We start from the raw sequence: 18,123 nt of genomic DNA on the forward strand, positions 1-18,123 counted from the left end.
GGAGCGTTTACATGCTAGAAAAATATAAGAAACCATTAACGCTTAATGGTATTACATTAGACTATACAAAAGAAACGTTTGTTATGGGGATTCTCAATGTTACACCAGATTCCTTCTCAGATGGTGGAAAATACAACAATGTAGAAGCTGCTGTTGCTCAAGCGAAAAAAATGGTGGCTGAAGGGGCTAAAATAATTGATGTAGGTGGGGAATCTACACGCCCTGGGTATGAACGAATTTCAGATGAAGATGAAATTGCCCGCATTGTGCCCGTTATTCAAGCATTAGCGAAAGAAGTAAGGGCCGTTATTTCCGTTGATACGTATAAAGCAAATGTAGCCCGTGCTGCTATTGAAGCAGGGGCACATATGATTAATGATATTTGGGGTGCGAAGGCTGAGCCAGAAATTGCTCAGGTTGCTGCGGATTTACATGTGCCTATTATTTTAATGCATAATCGCGAAAATATGGATTATGGTGTTGATTTTTGGGCGACAGCAAAAATGGACTTAGAGAAAAGTATTGCCATCGCTCAGCAAGCAGGAGTTCCTGAACATCATATCATCTTAGATCCAGGTATCGGCTTTGCTAAAAATACTGGCCAAAATATAGTTATGATGCAACACTTAAAGGATTTAGTAGCTATGGGTTACCCTGTATTATTAGCAACGTCACGTAAATCAATGATTGGCAATGTCTTAAAACTACCTGTTGAAGAGCGTCTTGAAGGGACAAGTGCGACAGTGGTTTATGGAATTGAAAAGGGCTGTCATATGATACGTGTTCATGATGTAAAGGAAATGACGCGTGCTACGTATATGGCTGATGTCTTAGTGGGAAAACGTTTGTTTAAGGAGGAAGCGTGATGGATTACATTCATTTAAAGGACATGCAGTTTTATGGCTACCATGGTGTATTAGCAGCAGAAACAACTCTAGGTCAACGCTTTCGAGCAAATGTTTCCCTTGCTGTAGATATGACAAAGGCTGGAGAAACAGATGATCTCTCTTATACAGTGAACTATGCAGAGGTCTATGCATTATGCCGTGATATTGTGGAGGGGGAACCGTTTAAGCTAATTGAGGCTCTGGTCGTGAGAGTAGCGGATGCAATATTAACAACCTACCCTGATAAAGTAAAAGGAGTTCGTGTAGAGCTAATTAAACCAGACCCACCAATTCATGGCTATTACAAAGAGGTGTCTGTTGAGGTAACGAGAGGTGATTTCTGATGAAGGATGTCTATTTATCTATCGGAACGAATATGGGAGAGAGATATGAAAATCTTCAGCATGCAGTTGCCCTTTTAAAGGAAACGGAAGGTATTAAGCTTGTTCGTGTATCGTCCGTTTATGAAACTGCTGCAGTGGGTTATACAGATCAGGCAGATTTTTTAAATATTGCTGTTCATCTAAAAACAGATGTTTCTTCTGCTGATATGTTGAAGATCTGCCAATCCATAGAACAGGAATTAGGGCGTGTTCGAGAATTTCGCTGGGGCCCACGAATCATTGACCTTGACATTTTACTTTACAATCAAGAGAATATTGAAACGGAGAGTTTAACAGTTCCCCATCCAAGAATGTACGAAAGAGCATTCGTCTTAGTACCATTAGTAGAGATTGCAGCATCACCCTTTGATGTACAGCTACAACAAGCGCACGATCTGTTGCAGCAAATGGATTGCGAAAATGAAGGTATCACCCTATGGAGTCCGTTTGAAGAGTTTTCAACGGTGTATTAAGAATAGTATGTGGATGAAAGATTAATGCATAGCATTAACAATAGATAGCAAATAATAGGTAAAAGCTTTTAGAGGAGGAAGACAACGTTGAGTCTTACAACAGAGAAGCCGTTTCAAATTGGCGATATCGTCATGGACAATCGAGTGGTTTTAGCGCCAATGGCTGGGATCTGTAACTCTGCTTTCCGATTAACGGTTAAAGAGTTCGGAGCAGGTCTCGTGTATGCTGAAATGATTAGTGATAAGGGTATTGTCCAAAAAAACGAAAAAACATTAGGGATGCTTTATATCGATGAACGTGAAAATCCTCTGTCATTGCAAATTTTTGGTGGAGATAAAGCAACTTTAGTGGAAGCGGCGAAATATGTGGATGAAAATACAACTGCTGATATTATTGATATCAACATGGGGTGCCCTGTTAATAAAATCATTAAATGTGAAGCAGGAGCCCGCTTGTTACTTGATCCAAATAAAGTATATGAAATGGTAGCGGCTGTTGTGGATGCTGTCAAAAAACCAGTCAGCGTAAAAATGCGTATTGGCTGGGATGACGAGCATATTTTTGCAGTGGAAAATGCACAAGCTGTTGAGCGTGCAGGTGCAGCAGCGGTGGCGGTTCATGGTCGTACACGTGTACAAATGTATGAAGGTAAAGCGAATTGGGATTTCATTCGTCAAGTGAAGGAGAATGTAAACATTCCTGTGCTTGGTAATGGTGACGTGGAAACACCACAAGATGCTAAACGTATGCTTGAAACTACAGGAGTAGATGCAGTCATGATTGGACGTGCTGCATTAGGTAATCCATGGATGATTTACCGCACGGTTCAATACCTAGAAACAGGTGAGTTAAAGGAAGAACCAAGTGTTCGAGAAAAAATGGATGTATGTCTCCTACACTTTGAACGTCTTCTCCAATTAAAAGGAGAAGGAATTGCGGTGCGTGAAATGCGTAAACATGCGTCATGGTATTTAAAAGGAATTCGTGGTAATGGGAAAGCACGTAATGCTATTAACCAAACAGAAACGGCGGCAGACCTTCGTGCGCTATTAAATGGCCTTGTGCAGGAATATGAAGAGAGCGAATTTAATTTAGTCGGTCCAGAAGCTAAGGAATTAATTGTATAGTGATATGTATAGGGCGTCTCGGTATTTTTAAAAGAGGCGCCTTTGTGTTGTTAACTTTAATTTTTAGAATTATTAATCATCTTTTGTTGGATTGAAAATAAATTGAAACAGATGATTACAGCACTGAAATTGTGTACAATAGAAATATTATGGACGTAAACGCGGACAATTTACTTAAGGAGTGAAACAAGTGTCAAATAATATAGAAGAATTAAATGATCAACTTTTGGTGAGACGCCAAAAAATGACGACAATACTAGAAAACGGACAAGACCCTTTCGGAAGTCGTTTTGAGCGTACACATTTATCAACAGAAGTGCGTGAGCAATTTGCAGACCAAACAAAAGAGCAGCTAGAAGAAAACCTTCAAGAGGTTGTTATTGCGGGTCGTATTATGACGAAACGTGGTAAAGGAAAAGCTGGCTTTGCCCATATTCAAGATTTAGGTGGCCAAATTCAAATTTATGTTCGTCAAGATCATGTAGGCGAGGAAGCATATGAATTATTTAAGCAAGCAGACTTAGGAGATATTGTTGGAGTGCGTGGAAACGTATTCCGTACACAAGTTGGAGAGCTTTCAGTAAAAGCGGAGGGCTTCACGTTCCTTACAAAAGCACTTCGTCCTATGCCAGAGAAATTCCACGGCCTACAGGATGTTGAGCAACGTTATCGCCAACGTTACTTAGATTTAATGACAAATGAAGATAGTAAAAAAACATTTATAACTCGTTCTAAAATCATCCGTGCAATCCGTAATTATCTAGATAACTCTGGATATTTAGAAGTAGAAACACCAATGCTTCATACGATTGCTGGTGGTGCAGCTGCTCGTCCATTTATTACGCACCACAATGCACTAGATATGGAACTATATATGCGAATCGCAATCGAATTGCATTTAAAACGTTTAATAGTTGGTGGTTTAGAGAAAGTTTATGAAATCGGTCGTGTATTCCGTAACGAAGGAATCTCTACACGTCATAACCCTGAATTTACAATGATTGAGCTATATGAAGCATATGCTGATTATCAAGATATCATGTCACTAACTGAAAACCTTATTGCACATGTTGCGCAAGAAGTTCTTGGTACAACGACAGTTCAATATGGAGAAGATGAAATCAACCTTGCAGTAGGTTGGAAACGAGTACACATGGTAGACGCTGTAAAAGAGGCAACAGGTGTAGACTTCTGGCAGCCAATGACAAAAGAACAAGCGCAAGCACTTGCAAAAGAGCACGGAGTAGAAGTGAAAGATGTTCATGAAGTGGGTCATATCATTAATGAATTCTTTGAACAAAAAGTAGAAGAGACTCTTGTGCAGCCAACATTTGTATATGGTCATCCAGTAGAAATTTCACCTCTTGCGAAGAAGAATCCAGAGGACGAGCGTTTCACAGATCGTTTTGAGCTATTTATTGTTCGTCGTGAGCATGCAAATGCCTTCACAGAATTAAATGATCCAATCGACCAACGCCAACGCTTTGAAGCGCAATTAGCAGAAAAAGCAGCTGGTAACGATGAAGCACATGAAATGGACAACGATTTCATTGAAGCGTTGGAATACGGTATGCCTCCAACAGGTGGACTAGGTATTGGTATTGACCGTTTAATCATGCTTCTTACAAATTCACCATCAATTCGTGATGTATTATTATTCCCAACAATGCGTCATATTACAAAATAGTTAAATTGTAATGAAGTCTTTTCGTGAAGCAATAAAAGAATAGTAATGAATGAAGAGGAGAATTCACAATATAGGTGAGTTCTCCTCTTTTTAAGCTATAAAAAAATTAAGTTGTTTAAACGAGGATTAAATTTAGGTTATACTTTTATAGTTCTATGTTTTTCAAATTCAAAAAGTATAAAAAGAAGTATTTTTATTGGGGGCTTATAATGAATTACAAAATTATTAACAAACAAGTATTTGAACAGGCACAACTACGTTCGGTTTCTGATGTGCCATTTACTGAAGAAGAACTTGAGAATGGTATGAAATTAGTGGTTGCTAAAAAAGATGAGAACCTTACTTTATATTTAGTAGAAATAGATGGCCACAAGAAATTCGACGTTCGTTGGGATGATTCTTCTGAAGTTTTCAGTGGCTGGTATTCTGCGTGGGACAATTTCTTATGGTGCTTAAATATTGTGGATCCTCAAGCGGATGACCTTAAATAGGGACATAAATAGCAGTAAGCAGGCGCTAAAGTGCAGTAGAAGCACTTTAGCGCCTGCTTATTTGTTAGGAAATGAAAAACTAAATAGAGCTTTATAGTGACTTATATAGGAAACGTTGTTATGGCGGTTATAAAATTAAAAGTAGGTTTGTGCGAAAGGTTGCTTAGATTCAAACTATCCAGAAGGCAACGGGATTTATTCATAGTAGCGTTATAGCATGAAATTATATTGCTATGTTGATTACAATTTACAAGACTTTGATTTATAAATCTGAAGGAGTAATGTTTACAAACAAATACCACTGAGATTTCCTTTCCTAAACAAATGGTATCTTGAGAATAAATAAGTATTTTTATTTTAAAACATTGAGATTTAAAAGAAAGAGATGTATAGTAAAACAAATAATTAAGTAAGCAAAGAGAATATCTCAATTTGGTATTCTCGTAAATGCACAAAAATGCTTATAAATTTGTGTTTTTTTAATTCAATAGATTTTATTTAAAAAACACTTGCCAAGTCTATCATAACGTGATAAATTATTACTTGTCGTTAAGACGACGTAAGAACTAACATCAAACTTCAAAAACAATTTGAATAAAAAGATGTTGACTTGGTAAAGTGGTTATGATAAGATTTAAAAGTTGTCTCTTCTGGGAATGAAAGTTTTCTTGAAAAAAGATGTTGACAACTAGAAATGATGTTGTTATAATATAAAAGTTGCTGTCGAAAGATGGTTGACGAAATGAACCTTGAAAACTGAACAAGCAAAACGTAATCAATAAAGTTTTCAGTAACTAACTTCTGTTAGTGAACGAAACAAAATTTTGGACATCAAAATTGATGCCAGCAAAACAATTTGAGCTATTCAAATTTCTTTTATGGAGAGTTTGATCCTGGCTCAGGACGAACGCTGGCGGCGTGCCTAATACATGCAAGTCGAGCGAACAGAGAAGGAGCTTGCTCCTTTGACGTTAGCGGCGGACGGGTGAGTAACACGTGGGCAACCTACCTTATAGTTTGGGATAACTCCGGGAAACCGGGGCTAATACCGAATAATCTGTTTCACCTCATGGTGAAATACTGAAAGACGGTTTCGGCTGTCGCTATAGGATGGGCCCGCGGCGCATTAGCTAGTTGGTGAGGTAACGGCTCACCAAGGCGACGATGCGTAGCCGACCTGAGAGGGTGATCGGCCACACTGGGACTGAGACACGGCCCAGACTCCTACGGGAGGCAGCAGTAGGGAATCTTCCACAATGGGCGAAAGCCTGATGGAGCAACGCCGCGTGAGTGAAGAAGGATTTCGGTTCGTAAAACTCTGTTGTAAGGGAAGAACAAGTACAGTAGTAACTGGCTGTACCTTGACGGTACCTTATTAGAAAGCCACGGCTAACTACGTGCCAGCAGCCGCGGTAATACGTAGGTGGCAAGCGTTGTCCGGAATTATTGGGCGTAAAGCGCGCGCAGGTGGTTTCTTAAGTCTGATGTGAAAGCCCACGGCTCAACCGTGGAGGGTCATTGGAAACTGGGAGACTTGAGTGCAGAAGAGGATAGTGGAATTCCAAGTGTAGCGGTGAAATGCGTAGAGATTTGGAGGAACACCAGTGGCGAAGGCGACTATCTGGTCTGTAACTGACACTGAGGCGCGAAAGCGTGGGGAGCAAACAGGATTAGATACCCTGGTAGTCCACGCCGTAAACGATGAGTGCTAAGTGTTAGGGGGTTTCCGCCCCTTAGTGCTGCAGCTAACGCATTAAGCACTCCGCCTGGGGAGTACGGTCGCAAGACTGAAACTCAAAGGAATTGACGGGGGCCCGCACAAGCGGTGGAGCATGTGGTTTAATTCGAAGCAACGCGAAGAACCTTACCAGGTCTTGACATCCCGTTGACCACTGTAGAGATATAGTTTCCCCTTCGGGGGCAACGGTGACAGGTGGTGCATGGTTGTCGTCAGCTCGTGTCGTGAGATGTTGGGTTAAGTCCCGCAACGAGCGCAACCCTTGATCTTAGTTGCCATCATTTAGTTGGGCACTCTAAGGTGACTGCCGGTGACAAACCGGAGGAAGGTGGGGATGACGTCAAATCATCATGCCCCTTATGACCTGGGCTACACACGTGCTACAATGGACGATACAAACGGTTGCCAACTCGCGAGAGGGAGCTAATCCGATAAAGTCGTTCTCAGTTCGGATTGTAGGCTGCAACTCGCCTACATGAAGCCGGAATCGCTAGTAATCGCGGATCAGCATGCCGCGGTGAATACGTTCCCGGGCCTTGTACACACCGCCCGTCACACCACGAGAGTTTGTAACACCCGAAGTCGGTGAGGTAACCTTTTGGAGCCAGCCGCCGAAGGTGGGATAGATGATTGGGGTGAAGTCGTAACAAGGTAGCCGTATCGGAAGGTGCGGCTGGATCACCTCCTTTCTAAGGATTATTTCGGAATACAAACCTAGGGTTTGTAAGATTACGTTTTGCGTTCAGTTTTGAAGGTTCATTCTTCTTGAATGAAAAGCTTCAAAACTTGTTCTTTGAAAACTGGATAAAACGACATTGAAATTGTAACAAACACATTTATTTTTTTAAGTTTTTTTATAGGCTTAATAACATTAAGAGGGTTTCAAGACACGAGCAGTTCTAGGAAGCAATCGAGTGAATGAAGGAGCGTACTTGAGTACGTGACTGATTGAACGAGTGAAGCTGACAACGAAATGTGATGTGTATTGAAAGCCGTTAGGTTAAGTTATTAAGGGCGCACGGCGAATGCCTTGGCACTAGGAGCCGAAGAAGGACGGCACTAACACCGATATGCTTCGGGGAGCTGTAAGTGAGCTTTGATCCGGAGATTTCCGAATGGGGGAACCCACTACGTTTAATCGCGTAGTATCTTGACGTGAATACATAGCGTCTTGAAGGCAGACCCAGGGAACTGAAACATCTAAGTACCTGGAGGAAGAGAAAGAAAAATCGATTCCCTGAGTAGCGGCGAGCGAAACGGGAAGAGCCCAAACCAAGAGGCTTGCCTCTTGGGGTTGTAGGACACTCAATACGGAGTTACAAAAGAGCGAGTTAGATGAAGCGACTTGGAAAGGTCCGCCAGAGCAGGTAAAAGCCCTGTAGTCGAAAGTTCGTTCTCTCCTGAGTGGATCCTGAGTACGGCGGAACACGTGAAATTCCGTCGGAATCTGGGAGGACCATCTCCCAAGGCTAAATACTACCTAGTGACCGATAGTGAACCAGTACCGTGAGGGAAAGGTGAAAAGCACCCCGGAAGGGGAGTGAAAGAGATCCTGAAACCGTGTGCCTACAAGTAGTTAGAGCCCGTTAATGGGTGATAGCGTGCCTTTTGTAGAATGAACCGGCGAGTTACGATTACGTGCGAGGTTAAGCTTTAGAAGGCGGAGCCGCAGCGAAAGCGAGTCTGAATAGGGCGAAATAGTACGTGGTCGTAGACCCGAAACCAGGTGATCTACCCATGTCCAGGGTGAAGGTAAGGTAACACTTACTGGAGGCCCGAACCCACGCACGTTGAAAAGTGCGGGGATGAGGTGTGGGTAGCGGAGAAATTCCAATCGAACTTGGAGATAGCTGGTTCTCTCCGAAATAGCTTTAGGGCTAGCCTCGTGATGAGAATACTGGAGGTAGAGCACTGTTTGGACTAGGGGGCCATCCCGGTTTACCGAATTCAGACAAACTCCGAATGCCAGATATTTATACACGGGAGTCAGACTGCGAGTGATAAGATCCGTAGTCAAAAGGGAAACAGCCCAGACCACCAGCTAAGGTCCCAAAGTAATCGTTAAGTGGAAAAGGATGTGGCGTTGCACAGACAACCAGGATGTTGGCTTAGAAGCAGCCATCATTTAAAGAGTGCGTAATAGCTCACTGGTCGAGTGACGCTGCGCCGAAAATGTATCGGGGCTAAACGATTCACCGAAGCTGTGGATTGACATCTACGATGTCAGTGGTAGGAGAGCGTTCTAAGTGCGTTGAAGTCAGACCGGAAGGACTGGTGGAGCGCTTAGAAGTGAGAATGCCGGTATGAGTAGCGAAAGACGGGTGAGAATCCCGTCCACCGTATGACTAAGGTTTCCTGAGGAAGGCTCGTCCGCTCAGGGTTAGTCGGGACCTAAGCCGAGGCCGATAGGCGTAGGCGATGGACAACAGGTTGATATTCCTGTACCACCTCCTCACCGTTTGAGAAATGGGGGGACGCAGTAGGATAGGGTAAGCGCGCTGTTGGTTATGCGCGTCCAAGCAGTAAGGCGTGTGTGTAGGCAAATCCGCACACTGTAACGTTGAGCTGTGATGGCGAGTCCGTATGGACGAAGTTCCTGATTTCACACTGCCAAGAAAAGCCTCTATCGAGGTGAGAGGTGCCCGTACCGCAAACCGACACAGGTAGTCGAGGAGAGAATCCTAAGGTGTGCGAGAGAACTCTCGTTAAGGAACTCGGCAAAATGACCCCGTAACTTCGGGAGAAGGGGTGCTCTTGAGCGTGCAAGCGCATGAGAGCCGCAGTGAATAGGCCCAGGCGACTGTTTAGCAAAAACACAGGTCTCTGCAAAACCGTAAGGTGACGTATAGGGGCTGACGCCTGCCCGGTGCTGGAAGGTTAAGAGGAGTGGTTAGCGCAAGCGAAGCTGCGAATTGAAGCCCCAGTAAACGGCGGCCGTAACTATAACGGTCCTAAGGTAGCGAAATTCCTTGTCGGGTAAGTTCCGACCCGCACGAAAGGCGTAACGATCTGGGCACTGTCTCAACGAGAGACTCGGTGAAATTATAGTACCTGTGAAGATGCAGGTTACCCGCGACAGGACGGAAAGACCCCGTGGAGCTTTACTGTAGCCTGATATTGAATTTTGGTACAACTTGTACAGGATAGGTAGGAGCCAGAGATCTCGGAGCGCCAGCTTCGAAGGAGGCGTCGGTGGGATACTACCCTGGTTGTATTGAAATTCTAACCCATGCCCCTTAGCGGGGCAGGAGACAGTGTCAGGCGGACAGTTTGACTGGGGCGGTCGCCTCCTAAAAGGTAACGGAGGCGCCCAAAGGTTCCCTCAGAATGGTTGGAAATCATTCGTAGAGTGTAAAGGCACAAGGGAGCTTGACTGCGAGACCTACAAGTCGAGCAGGGTCGAAAGACGGGCTTAGTGATCCGGTGGTTCCGCATGGAAGGGCCATCGCTCAACGGATAAAAGCTACCCCGGGGATAACAGGCTTATCTCCCCCAAGAGTCCACATCGACGGGGAGGTTTGGCACCTCGATGTCGGCTCATCGCATCCTGGGGCTGTAGTCGGTCCCAAGGGTTGGGCTGTTCGCCCATTAAAGCGGTACGCGAGCTGGGTTCAGAACGTCGTGAGACAGTTCGGTCCCTATCCGTCGTGGGCGTAGGAAATTTGAGAGGAGCTGTCCTTAGTACGAGAGGACCGGGATGGACACACCGCTGGTGTACCAGTTGTCTTGCCAAAGGCATCGCTGGGTAGCTATGTGTGGACGGGATAAGTGCTGAAAGCATCTAAGCATGAAGCCCCCCTCAAGATGAGATTTCCCATTACGCAAGTAAGTAAGATCCCTCAAAGACGATGAGGTAGATAGGTTCGAGGTGGAAGTGTGGTGACACATGGAGCTGACGAATACTAATCGATCGAGGACTTAACCAAAAATGTTTGAACCATTCAATGCACGTTTATCCAGTTTTGAAAGAACAAGAAAGTTTAAAAAAAGCTTGCATTTATAACGAAATAAGTTATAATAAATCTTGTCTTTTAAAAGTCTAGTGATGATGGCAAAGAGGTCACACCCGTTCCCATACCGAACACGGAAGTTAAGCTCTTTAGCGCCGATGGTAGTTGGGGGCTTCCCCCTGTGAGAGTAGGACATCGCTAGGCATATTACCCAGGAGGATTAGCTCAGCTGGGAGAGCATCTGCCTTACAAGCAGAGGGTCGGCGGTTCGAGCCCGTCATCCTCCACCATATGCCGGTTTAGCTCAGCAGGTAGAGCAACTGACTTGTAATCAGTAGGTCGTGGGTTCGATTCCTATAGCCGGCACCATTTTTTAGAGCCATTAGCTCAGTTGGTAGAGCATCTGACTTTTAATCAGAGGGTCGAAGGTTCGAGTCCTTCATGGCTCACCATTTTTAAATAATAATAAGCGGGTGTGGCGGAATTGGCAGACGCACTAGACTTAGGATCTAGCGCCGCAAGGCGTGGGGGTTCGACTCCCTTCACCCGCACCATTATTTCATTGCCAGATAAAAAAACTTATGCACATGCGGAAGTAGTTCAGTGGTAGAACACCACCTTGCCAAGGTGGGGGTCGCGAGTTCGAACCTCGTCTTCCGCTCCAAATGTGCCGGGGTGGCGGAACTGGCAGACGCACAGGACTTAAAATCCTGCGGTAGGTGACTACCGTACCGGTTCGATTCCGGTCCTCGGCACCATTTTTAATGCGCCCGTAGCTCAATTGGATAGAGCGTCTGACTACGGATCAGAAGGTTATGGGTTCGACTCCTGTCGGGCGCGCCAAAAGAACGAACGGGAAGTAGCTCAGCTTGGTAGAGCACTTGGTTTGGGACCAAGGGGTCGCAGGTTCGAATCCTGTCTTCCCGACCATTTCCTAAAAAATATATGGGGCCTTAGCTCAGCTGGGAGAGCGCCTGCCTTGCACGCAGGAGGTCAGCGGTTCGATCCCGCTAGGCTCCACCAATTCAATTTATTAAAATGAACCTTGAAAACTGAACAAGCAAAACGTAATCAATAAAGTTTTTAGTAACTAACTTCGGTTAATGAACGAAACAAAATTTTGGACATTAAAATGATGCCAGCAAAACAATTTGAGCTATTCAAATTTCTTTTATGGAGAGTTTGATCCTGGCTCAGGACGAACGCTGGCGGCGTGCCTAATACATGCAAGTCGAGCGAACAGAGAAGGAGCTTGCTCCTTCGACGTTAGCGGCGGACGGGTGAGTAACACGTGGGCAACCTACCCTATAGTTTGGGATAACTCCGGGAAACCGGGGCTAATACCGAATAATCTGTTTCACCTCATGGTGAAATACTGAAAGACGGTTTCGGCTGTCGCTATAGGATGGGCCCGCGGCGCATTAGCTAGTTGGTGAGGTAACGGCTCACCAAGGCGACGATGCGTAGCCGACCTGAGAGGGTGATCGGCCACACTGGGACTGAGACACGGCCCAGACTCCTACGGGAGGCAGCAGTAGGGAATCTTCCACAATGGGCGAAAGCCTGATGGAGCAACGCCGCGTGAGTGAAGAAGGATTTCGGTTCGTAAAACTCTGTTGTAAGGGAAGAACAAGTACAGTAGTAACTGGCTGTACCTTGACGGTACCTTATTAGAAAGCCACGGCTAACTACGTGCCAGCAGCCGCGGTAATACGTAGGTGGCAAGCGTTGTCCGGAATTATTGGGCGTAAAGCGCGCGCAGGTGGTTTCTTAAGTCTGATGTGAAAGCCCACGGCTCAACCGTGGAGGGTCATTGGAAACTGGGAGACTTGAGTGCAGAAGAGGATAGTGGAATTCCAAGTGTAGCGGTGAAATGCGTAGAGATTTGGAGGAACACCAGTGGCGAAGGCGACTATCTGGTCTGTAACTGACACTGAGGCGCGAAAGCGTGGGGAGCAAACAGGATTAGATACCCTGGTAGTCCACGCCGTAAACGATGAGTGCTAAGTGTTAGGGGGTTTCCGCCCCTTAGTGCTGCAGCTAACGCATTAAGCACTCCGCCTGGGGAGTACGGTCGCAAGACTGAAACTCAAAGGAATTGACGGGGGCCCGCACAAGCGGTGGAGCATGTGGTTTAATTCGAAGCAACGCGAAGAACCTTACCAGGTCTTGACATCCCGTTGACCACTATAGAGATATAGTTTCCCCTTCGGGGGCAACGGTGACAGGTGGTGCATGGTTGTCGTCAGCTCGTGTCGTGAGATGTTGGGTTAAGTCCCGCAACGAGCGCAACCCTTGATCTTAGTTGCCATCATTTAGTTGGGCACTCTAAGGTGACTGCCGGTGACAAACCGGAGGAAGGTGGGGATGACGTCAAATCATCATGCCCCTTATGACCTGGGCTACACACGTGCTACAATGGACGATACAAACGGTTGCCAACTCGCGAGAGGGAGCTAATCCGATAAAGTCGTTCTCAGTTCGGATTGTAGGCTGCAACTCGCCTACATGAAGCCGGAATCGCTAGTAATCGCGGATCAGCATGCCGCGGTGAATACGTTCCCGGGCCTTGTACACACCGCCCGTCACACCACGAGAGTTTGTAACACCCGAAGTCGGTGAGGTAACCTTTTGGAGCCAGCCGCCGAAGGTGGGATAGATGATTGGGGTGAAGTCGTAACAAGGTAGCCGTATCGGAAGGTGCGGCTGGATCACCTCCTTTCTAAGGATTATTTCGGAATACAAACCTAGGGTTTGTAAGATTACGTTTTGCGTTCAGTTTTGAAGGTTTATTAAATAATATAAAACTTCCAAGAGGGCCTATAGCTCAGCTGGTTAGAGCGCACGCCTGATAAGCGTGAGGTCGATGGTTCGAGTCCATTTAGGCCCACCATATATACCTCTTGGGGCCTTAGCTCAGCTGGGAGAGCGCCTGCCTTGCACGCAGGAGGTCAGCGGTTCGATCCCGCTAGGCTCCACCAATCTTTGTTCTTTGAAAACTGGATAAAACGACATTGAAATTGTAACAAACACATTTATTTTTTAAGTTTTTTTATAGGCTTAATAACATTAGAAGGTTTCAAGACATGAGCAGTTCTAGGAAGCAATCGAGTGAATGAAGGAGCGTACTTTTAGTACGTGATTGATTGAACGAGTGACGCTGACAACGAAATGTAATATGTATTGAAAGCCGTTAGGTTAAGTTATTAAGGGCGCACGGCGAATGCCTTGGCACTAGGAGCCGAAGAAGGACGGCACTAACACCGATATGCTTCGGGGAGCTGTAAGTGAGCTTTGATCCGGAGATTTCCGAATGGGGGAACCCACTACGTTTAATCGCGTAGTATCTTGACGTGAATACATAGCGTCTTGAAGGCAGACCCAGGGAACTGAAACATCTAAGTACCTGGAGGAAGAGAAAGAAAAATCGATTCCCTGAGTAGCGGCGAGCGAAACGGGAAGAGCCCAAACCAAGAGGCTTGCCTCTTGGGGTTGTAGGACACTCAATACGGAGTTACAAAAGAGCGAGTTAGATGAAGCGACTTGGAAAGGTCCGCCAGAGCAGGTAAAAGCCCTGTAGTCGAAAGTTCGTTCTCTCCTGAGTGGATCCTGAGTACGGCGGAACACGTGAAATTCCGTCGGAATCCGGGAGGACCATCTCCCAAGGCTAAATACTACCTAGTGACCGATAGTGAACCAGTACCGTGAGGGAAAGGTGAAAAGCACCCCGGAAGGGGAGTGAAAGAGATCCTGAAACCGTGTGCCTACAAGTAGTTAGAGCCCGTTAATGGGTGATAGCGTGCCTTTTGTAGAATGAACCGGCGAGTTACGATTACGTGCGAGGTTAAGCTTTAGAAGGCGGAGCCGCAGCGAAAGCGAGTCTGAATAGGGCGAAATAGTACGTGGTCGTAGACCCGAAACCAGGTGATCTACCCATGTCCAGGGTGAAGGTAAGGTAACACTTACTGGAGGCCCGAACCCACGCACGTTGAAAAGTGCGGGGATGAGGTGTGGGTAGCGGAGAAATTCCAATCGAACTTGGAGATAGCTGGTTCTCTCCGAAATAGCTTTAGGGCTAGCCTCGTGATGAGAATACTGGAGGTAGAGCACTGTTTGGACTAGGGGGCCATCCCGGTTTACCGAATTCAGACAAACTCCGAATGCCAGATATTTATACACGGGAGTCAGACTGCGAGTGATAAGATCCGTAGTCAAAAGGGAAACAGCCCAGACCACCAGCTAAGGTCCCAAAGTAATCGTTAAGTGGAAAAGGATGTGGCGTTGCACAGACAACCAGGATGTTGGCTTAGAAGCAGCCATCATTTAAAGAGTGCGTAATAGCTCACTGGTCGAGTGACGCTGCGCCGAAAATGTATCGGGGCTAAACGATTCACCGAAGCTGTGGATTGACATCTACGATGTCAGTGGTAGGAGAGCGTTCTAAGTGCGTTGAAGTCAGACCGGAAGGACTGGTGGAGCGCTTAGAAGTGAGAATGCCGGTATGAGTAGCGAAAGACGGGTGAGAATCCCGTCCACCGTATGACTAAGGTTTCCTGAGGAAGGCTCGTCCGCTCAGGGTTAGTCGGGACCTAAGCCGAGGCCGATAGGCGTAGGCGATGGACAACAGGTTGATATTCCTGTACCACCTCCTCACCGTTTGAGAAATGGGGGGACGCAGTAGGATAGGGTAAGCGCGCTGTTGGTTATGCGCGTCCAAGCAGTAAGGCGTGTGTGTAGGCAAATCCGCACACTGTAACGTTGAGCTGTGATGGCGAGTCCGTATGGACGAAGTTCCTGATTTCACACTGCCAAGAAAAGCCTCTATCGAGGTGAGAGGTGCCCGTACCGCAAACCGACACAGGTAGTCGAGGAGAGAATCCTAAGGTGTGCGAGAGAACTCTCGTTAAGGAACTCGGCAAAATGACCCCGTAACTTCGGGAGAAGGGGTGCTCTTGAGCGTGCAAGCGCATGAGAGCCGCAGTGAATAGGCCCAGGCGACTGTTTAGCAAAAACACAGGTCTCTGCAAAACCGTAAGGTGACGTATAGGGGCTGACGCCTGCCCGGTGCTGGAAGGTTAAGAGGAGTGGTTAGCGCAAGCGAAGCTGCGAATTGAAGCCCCAGTAAACGGCGGCCGTAACTATAACGGTCCTAAGGTAGCGAAATTCCTTGTCGGGTAAGTTCCGACCCGCACGAAAGGCGTAACGATCTGGGCACTGTCTCAACGAGAGACTCGGTGAAATTATAGTACCTGTGAAGATGCAGGTTACCCGCGACAGGACGGAAAGACCCCGTGGAGCTTTACTGTAGCCTGATATTGAATTTTGGTACAACTTGTACAGGATAGGTAGGAGCCAGAGATCTCGGAGCGCCAGCTTCGAAGGAGGCGTCGGTGGGATACTACCCTGGTTGTATTGAAATTCTAACCCATGCCCCTTAGCGGGGCAGGAGACAGTGTCAGGCGGACAGTTTGACTGGGGCGGTCGCCTCCTAAAAGGTAACGGAGGCGCCCAAAGGTTCCCTCAGAATGGTTGGAAATCATTCGTAGAGTGTAAAGGCACAAGGGAGCTTGACTGCGAGACCTACAAGTCGAGCAGGGTCGAAAGACGGGCTTAGTGATCCGGTGGTTCCGCATGGAAGGGCCATCGCTCAACGGATAAAAGCTACCCCGGGGATAACAGGCTTATCTCCCCCAAGAGTCCACATCGACGGGGAGGTTTGGCACCTCGATGTCGGCTCATCGCATCCTGGGGCTGTAGTCGGTCCCAAGGGTTGGGCTGTTCGCCCATTAAAGCGGTACGCGAGCTGGGTTCAGAACGTCGTGAGACAGTTCGGTCCCTATCCGTCGTGGGCGTAGGAAATTTGAGAGGAGCTGTCCTTAGTACGAGAGGACCGGGATGGACACACCGCTGGTGTACCAGTTGTCTTGCCAAAGGCATCGCTGGGTAGCTATGTGTGGACGGGATAAGTGCTGAAAGCATCTAAGCATGAAGCCCCCCTCAAGATGAGATTTCCCATTACGCAAGTAAGTAAGATCCCTCAAAGACGATGAGGTAGATAGGTTCGAGGTGGAAGTGTGGTGACACATGGAGCTGACGAATACTAATCGATCGAGGACTTAACCAAAAATGTTTGAACCATTCAATGAACCGTTTATCCAGTTTTGAAAGAATAATTTCCTTTATGAAGGGTTTCAAGATACGAGTAGTTCGAGGAAGCAATGGAGAGAGGGAAGGAGCGTACTCAAGTACGTAACTGACTGAACGACAGAAGCTGACGAAGAAATGCGATGTATATTGAAAGCCGACCATAGTCTAGTGATGATGGCAAAGAGGTCACACCCGTTCCCATACCGAACACGGAAGTTAAGCTCTTTAGCGCCGATGGTAGTTGGGGGATTCCCCCTGTGAGAGTAGGACGTCGCTAGGCAATTGTGAAAGACCAGAGAATAATTTCTCTGGTCTTTTTTGGTTCTTCTAGTTAGATTTTTCGAGCTCATTAGAAAAATTCCTCTTCAAAATCTGTGACATCCGCTAGATGATTTAGCTTGATTCATCACATGTGAACATCTGCTAAAAATAGCAACAAAATAAGCAATGGTTATCCCCTATAGAGGAGTGATTCTTTGCTTTCGGTACAAAAATAATTGAAAAGACAGTCTTCGCACTTAAAATTCAAGAGCACTTCGAAGATTATTGATATAGGATTGACTTACTGGCAATTCACTTCCATCGGTTAATGTAATAATAAAATTTGATGTTAAATCTCGGGCTATTTTTTTTATGAAATGTATATTTACAATATAGGATCTATGAATACGAATAAAGTATGATGGCAACCTTAATTGCAGCTCTTTTAGTGTAATCCCCGTTTTAAACTGTTCTTTATCTACATAAAACCAAGTTTTTTTCTGCAGACTTTCTATATGAGATATTTTACTTATTGCTACTGGATTCCACTCCTCCTCTTGTTTCCCCGTTAAAAATTGGAATGGCTCTGCTTTTTTCATAGTGAATGTGGATGGTAAGATAACAACTAATGCAGCTGGCTTATCTTGAATGGATATGGGATAGCCAATGCCATAATAGGGCGTATTGAATAAAGAATTATCTAATATGGCATCTGTTTTTTTGTGAGTGCGTAACACTTGCTCTGCAATACTCCCAGGCATTACTTGTTGACCTATCTTTAACTGAATATCTTGATGACCTGGGTGAAAATAAATATAAGAATGTTCAACAGCAATTGCAATGGATGAATTCGCAGGAACCCAGTCCTGCAACATTAAAATATACTGTTGTGAAATATCATTTTCAAAAAATTTTAACTCATTGTTCATTGTGAATATCCCCCTTGTTTGTAAACAGTCTTCCAAATTTTATCGCTCA

General features: G+C 45.7%; 7 protein-coding genes, 11 tRNA genes and 6 rRNA genes. 23 read left to right on the forward strand and 1 reads right to left on the reverse strand.

Features of this window, described 5'->3' with window-relative positions:
• Positions 1 to 11 precede the first annotated feature (11 nt).
• The 23 genes from folP (at position 12) to rrf (AC6BKE_RS03010) (ending at position 17,164) form a co-directional block, all read left to right on the forward strand.
• Positions 12 to 866, forward strand: coding sequence for a dihydropteroate synthase (gene folP / locus AC6BKE_RS02900; protein ID WP_036120700.1), 855 nt, complete (start codon positions 12 to 14; stop codon positions 864 to 866).
• Complete coding sequence (gene folB, locus AC6BKE_RS02905) at positions 866 to 1,231, forward strand: dihydroneopterin aldolase (protein WP_036120703.1); 366 nt, start codon at positions 866 to 868, stop codon at positions 1,229 to 1,231. Before folP ends, folB begins: the two co-directional genes overlap by 1 nt.
• A complete protein-coding gene (gene folK / locus AC6BKE_RS02910) occupies positions 1,231 to 1,743 on the forward strand; it encodes a 2-amino-4-hydroxy-6-hydroxymethyldihydropteridine diphosphokinase (RefSeq protein WP_036120706.1) in 513 nt (170 codons plus the stop codon). Before folB ends, folK begins: the two co-directional genes overlap by 1 nt.
• Before the next feature lie 87 nt (positions 1,744 to 1,830).
• Entirely contained in the window at positions 1,831 to 2,871 is a 1,041-nt protein-coding gene (dusB, locus tag AC6BKE_RS02915) for a tRNA dihydrouridine synthase DusB (RefSeq protein WP_036120709.1), read from the forward strand.
• Positions 2,872 to 3,052: 181 nt separating this feature from the next.
• A complete protein-coding gene (lysS, locus tag AC6BKE_RS02920; protein ID WP_082673746.1) occupies positions 3,053 to 4,558 on the forward strand; it encodes a lysine--tRNA ligase in 1,506 nt (501 codons plus the stop codon).
• Positions 4,559 to 4,767: 209 nt separating this feature from the next.
• Positions 4,768 to 5,049: a hypothetical protein gene (locus AC6BKE_RS02925; RefSeq protein WP_036123109.1), complete on the forward strand. Its 282-nt coding sequence runs from the start codon at positions 4,768 to 4,770 to the stop codon at positions 5,047 to 5,049.
• A gap of 875 nt (positions 5,050 to 5,924) precedes the next feature.
• Positions 5,925 to 7,476, forward strand: a 16S ribosomal RNA gene (locus tag AC6BKE_RS02930).
• A 309-nt stretch (positions 7,477 to 7,785) separates the two neighbouring features.
• Positions 7,786 to 10,713, forward strand: a 23S ribosomal RNA gene (locus AC6BKE_RS02935).
• Between the two features lie 112 nt (positions 10,714 to 10,825).
• Positions 10,826 to 10,941, forward strand: a 5S ribosomal RNA gene (gene rrf, locus AC6BKE_RS02940).
• A 10-nt stretch (positions 10,942 to 10,951) separates the two neighbouring features.
• Positions 10,952 to 11,027 (forward strand) — tRNA-Val (locus AC6BKE_RS02945).
• A 3-nt stretch (positions 11,028 to 11,030) separates the two neighbouring features.
• Positions 11,031 to 11,106: transfer RNA gene (locus AC6BKE_RS02950), tRNA-Thr, on the forward strand.
• A 7-nt stretch (positions 11,107 to 11,113) separates the two neighbouring features.
• Positions 11,114 to 11,189: transfer RNA gene (locus AC6BKE_RS02955), tRNA-Lys, on the forward strand.
• A 17-nt stretch (positions 11,190 to 11,206) separates the two neighbouring features.
• Positions 11,207 to 11,291 (forward strand) — tRNA-Leu (locus AC6BKE_RS02960).
• 35 nt (positions 11,292 to 11,326) lie between these two features.
• Positions 11,327 to 11,401 (forward strand) — tRNA-Gly (locus tag AC6BKE_RS02965).
• A 5-nt stretch (positions 11,402 to 11,406) separates the two neighbouring features.
• A tRNA-Leu gene (locus tag AC6BKE_RS02970) sits at positions 11,407 to 11,495 on the forward strand.
• Positions 11,496 to 11,503: 8 nt separating this feature from the next.
• Positions 11,504 to 11,580 (forward strand) — tRNA-Arg (locus AC6BKE_RS02975).
• Between the two features lie 10 nt (positions 11,581 to 11,590).
• Positions 11,591 to 11,667, forward strand: a tRNA-Pro gene (locus AC6BKE_RS02980).
• A gap of 17 nt (positions 11,668 to 11,684) precedes the next feature.
• A tRNA-Ala gene (locus AC6BKE_RS02985) sits at positions 11,685 to 11,760 on the forward strand.
• Positions 11,761 to 11,907: 147 nt separating this feature from the next.
• Positions 11,908 to 13,459: ribosomal RNA gene (locus tag AC6BKE_RS02990) — 16S ribosomal RNA — on the forward strand.
• A 94-nt stretch (positions 13,460 to 13,553) separates the two neighbouring features.
• Positions 13,554 to 13,630: transfer RNA gene (locus tag AC6BKE_RS02995), tRNA-Ile, on the forward strand.
• Between the two features lie 12 nt (positions 13,631 to 13,642).
• A tRNA-Ala gene (locus AC6BKE_RS03000) sits at positions 13,643 to 13,718 on the forward strand.
• Between the two features lie 215 nt (positions 13,719 to 13,933).
• A 23S ribosomal RNA gene (locus AC6BKE_RS03005) occupies positions 13,934 to 16,861 on the forward strand.
• 187 nt (positions 16,862 to 17,048) lie between these two features.
• Positions 17,049 to 17,164: ribosomal RNA gene (gene rrf / locus AC6BKE_RS03010) — 5S ribosomal RNA — on the forward strand.
• The 16S, 23S and 5S rRNA genes sit together here with 11 tRNA genes alongside, the layout of an rRNA operon.
• Before the next feature lie 238 nt (positions 17,165 to 17,402).
• Here the strand turns inward: rrf (AC6BKE_RS03010) and AC6BKE_RS03015 are convergent.
• Positions 17,403 to 18,074, reverse strand: a complete 672-nt coding sequence (locus AC6BKE_RS03015) for a LytTR family DNA-binding domain-containing protein (protein ID WP_499855792.1) — start codon at positions 18,072 to 18,074, stop codon at positions 17,403 to 17,405.
• Positions 18,075 to 18,123: the final 49 nt, after the last annotated feature.

It is taken from the genome of Lysinibacillus sp. COL-1, assembly GCF_059814265.1.

Bases quoted from the DNA above. Each gene is read 5' to 3' on its own strand.
- folP (WP_036120700.1), top strand. From the start codon at position 12: ATGCTAGAAAAATATAAGAAACCATTAACGCTTAATGGTATTACATTA.
- folK (WP_036120706.1), top strand. From the start codon at position 1,231: ATGAAGGATGTCTATTTATCTATCGGAACGAATATGGGAGAGAGATAT.
- folB (WP_036120703.1), top strand. From the start codon at position 866: ATGGATTACATTCATTTAAAGGACATGCAGTTTTATGGCTACCATGGT.
- AC6BKE_RS03015 (WP_499855792.1), bottom strand. From the start codon at position 18,074: ATGAACAATGAGTTAAAATTTTTTGAAAATGATATTTCACAACAGTAT.
- AC6BKE_RS02925 (WP_036123109.1), top strand. From the start codon at position 4,768: ATGAATTACAAAATTATTAACAAACAAGTATTTGAACAGGCACAACTA.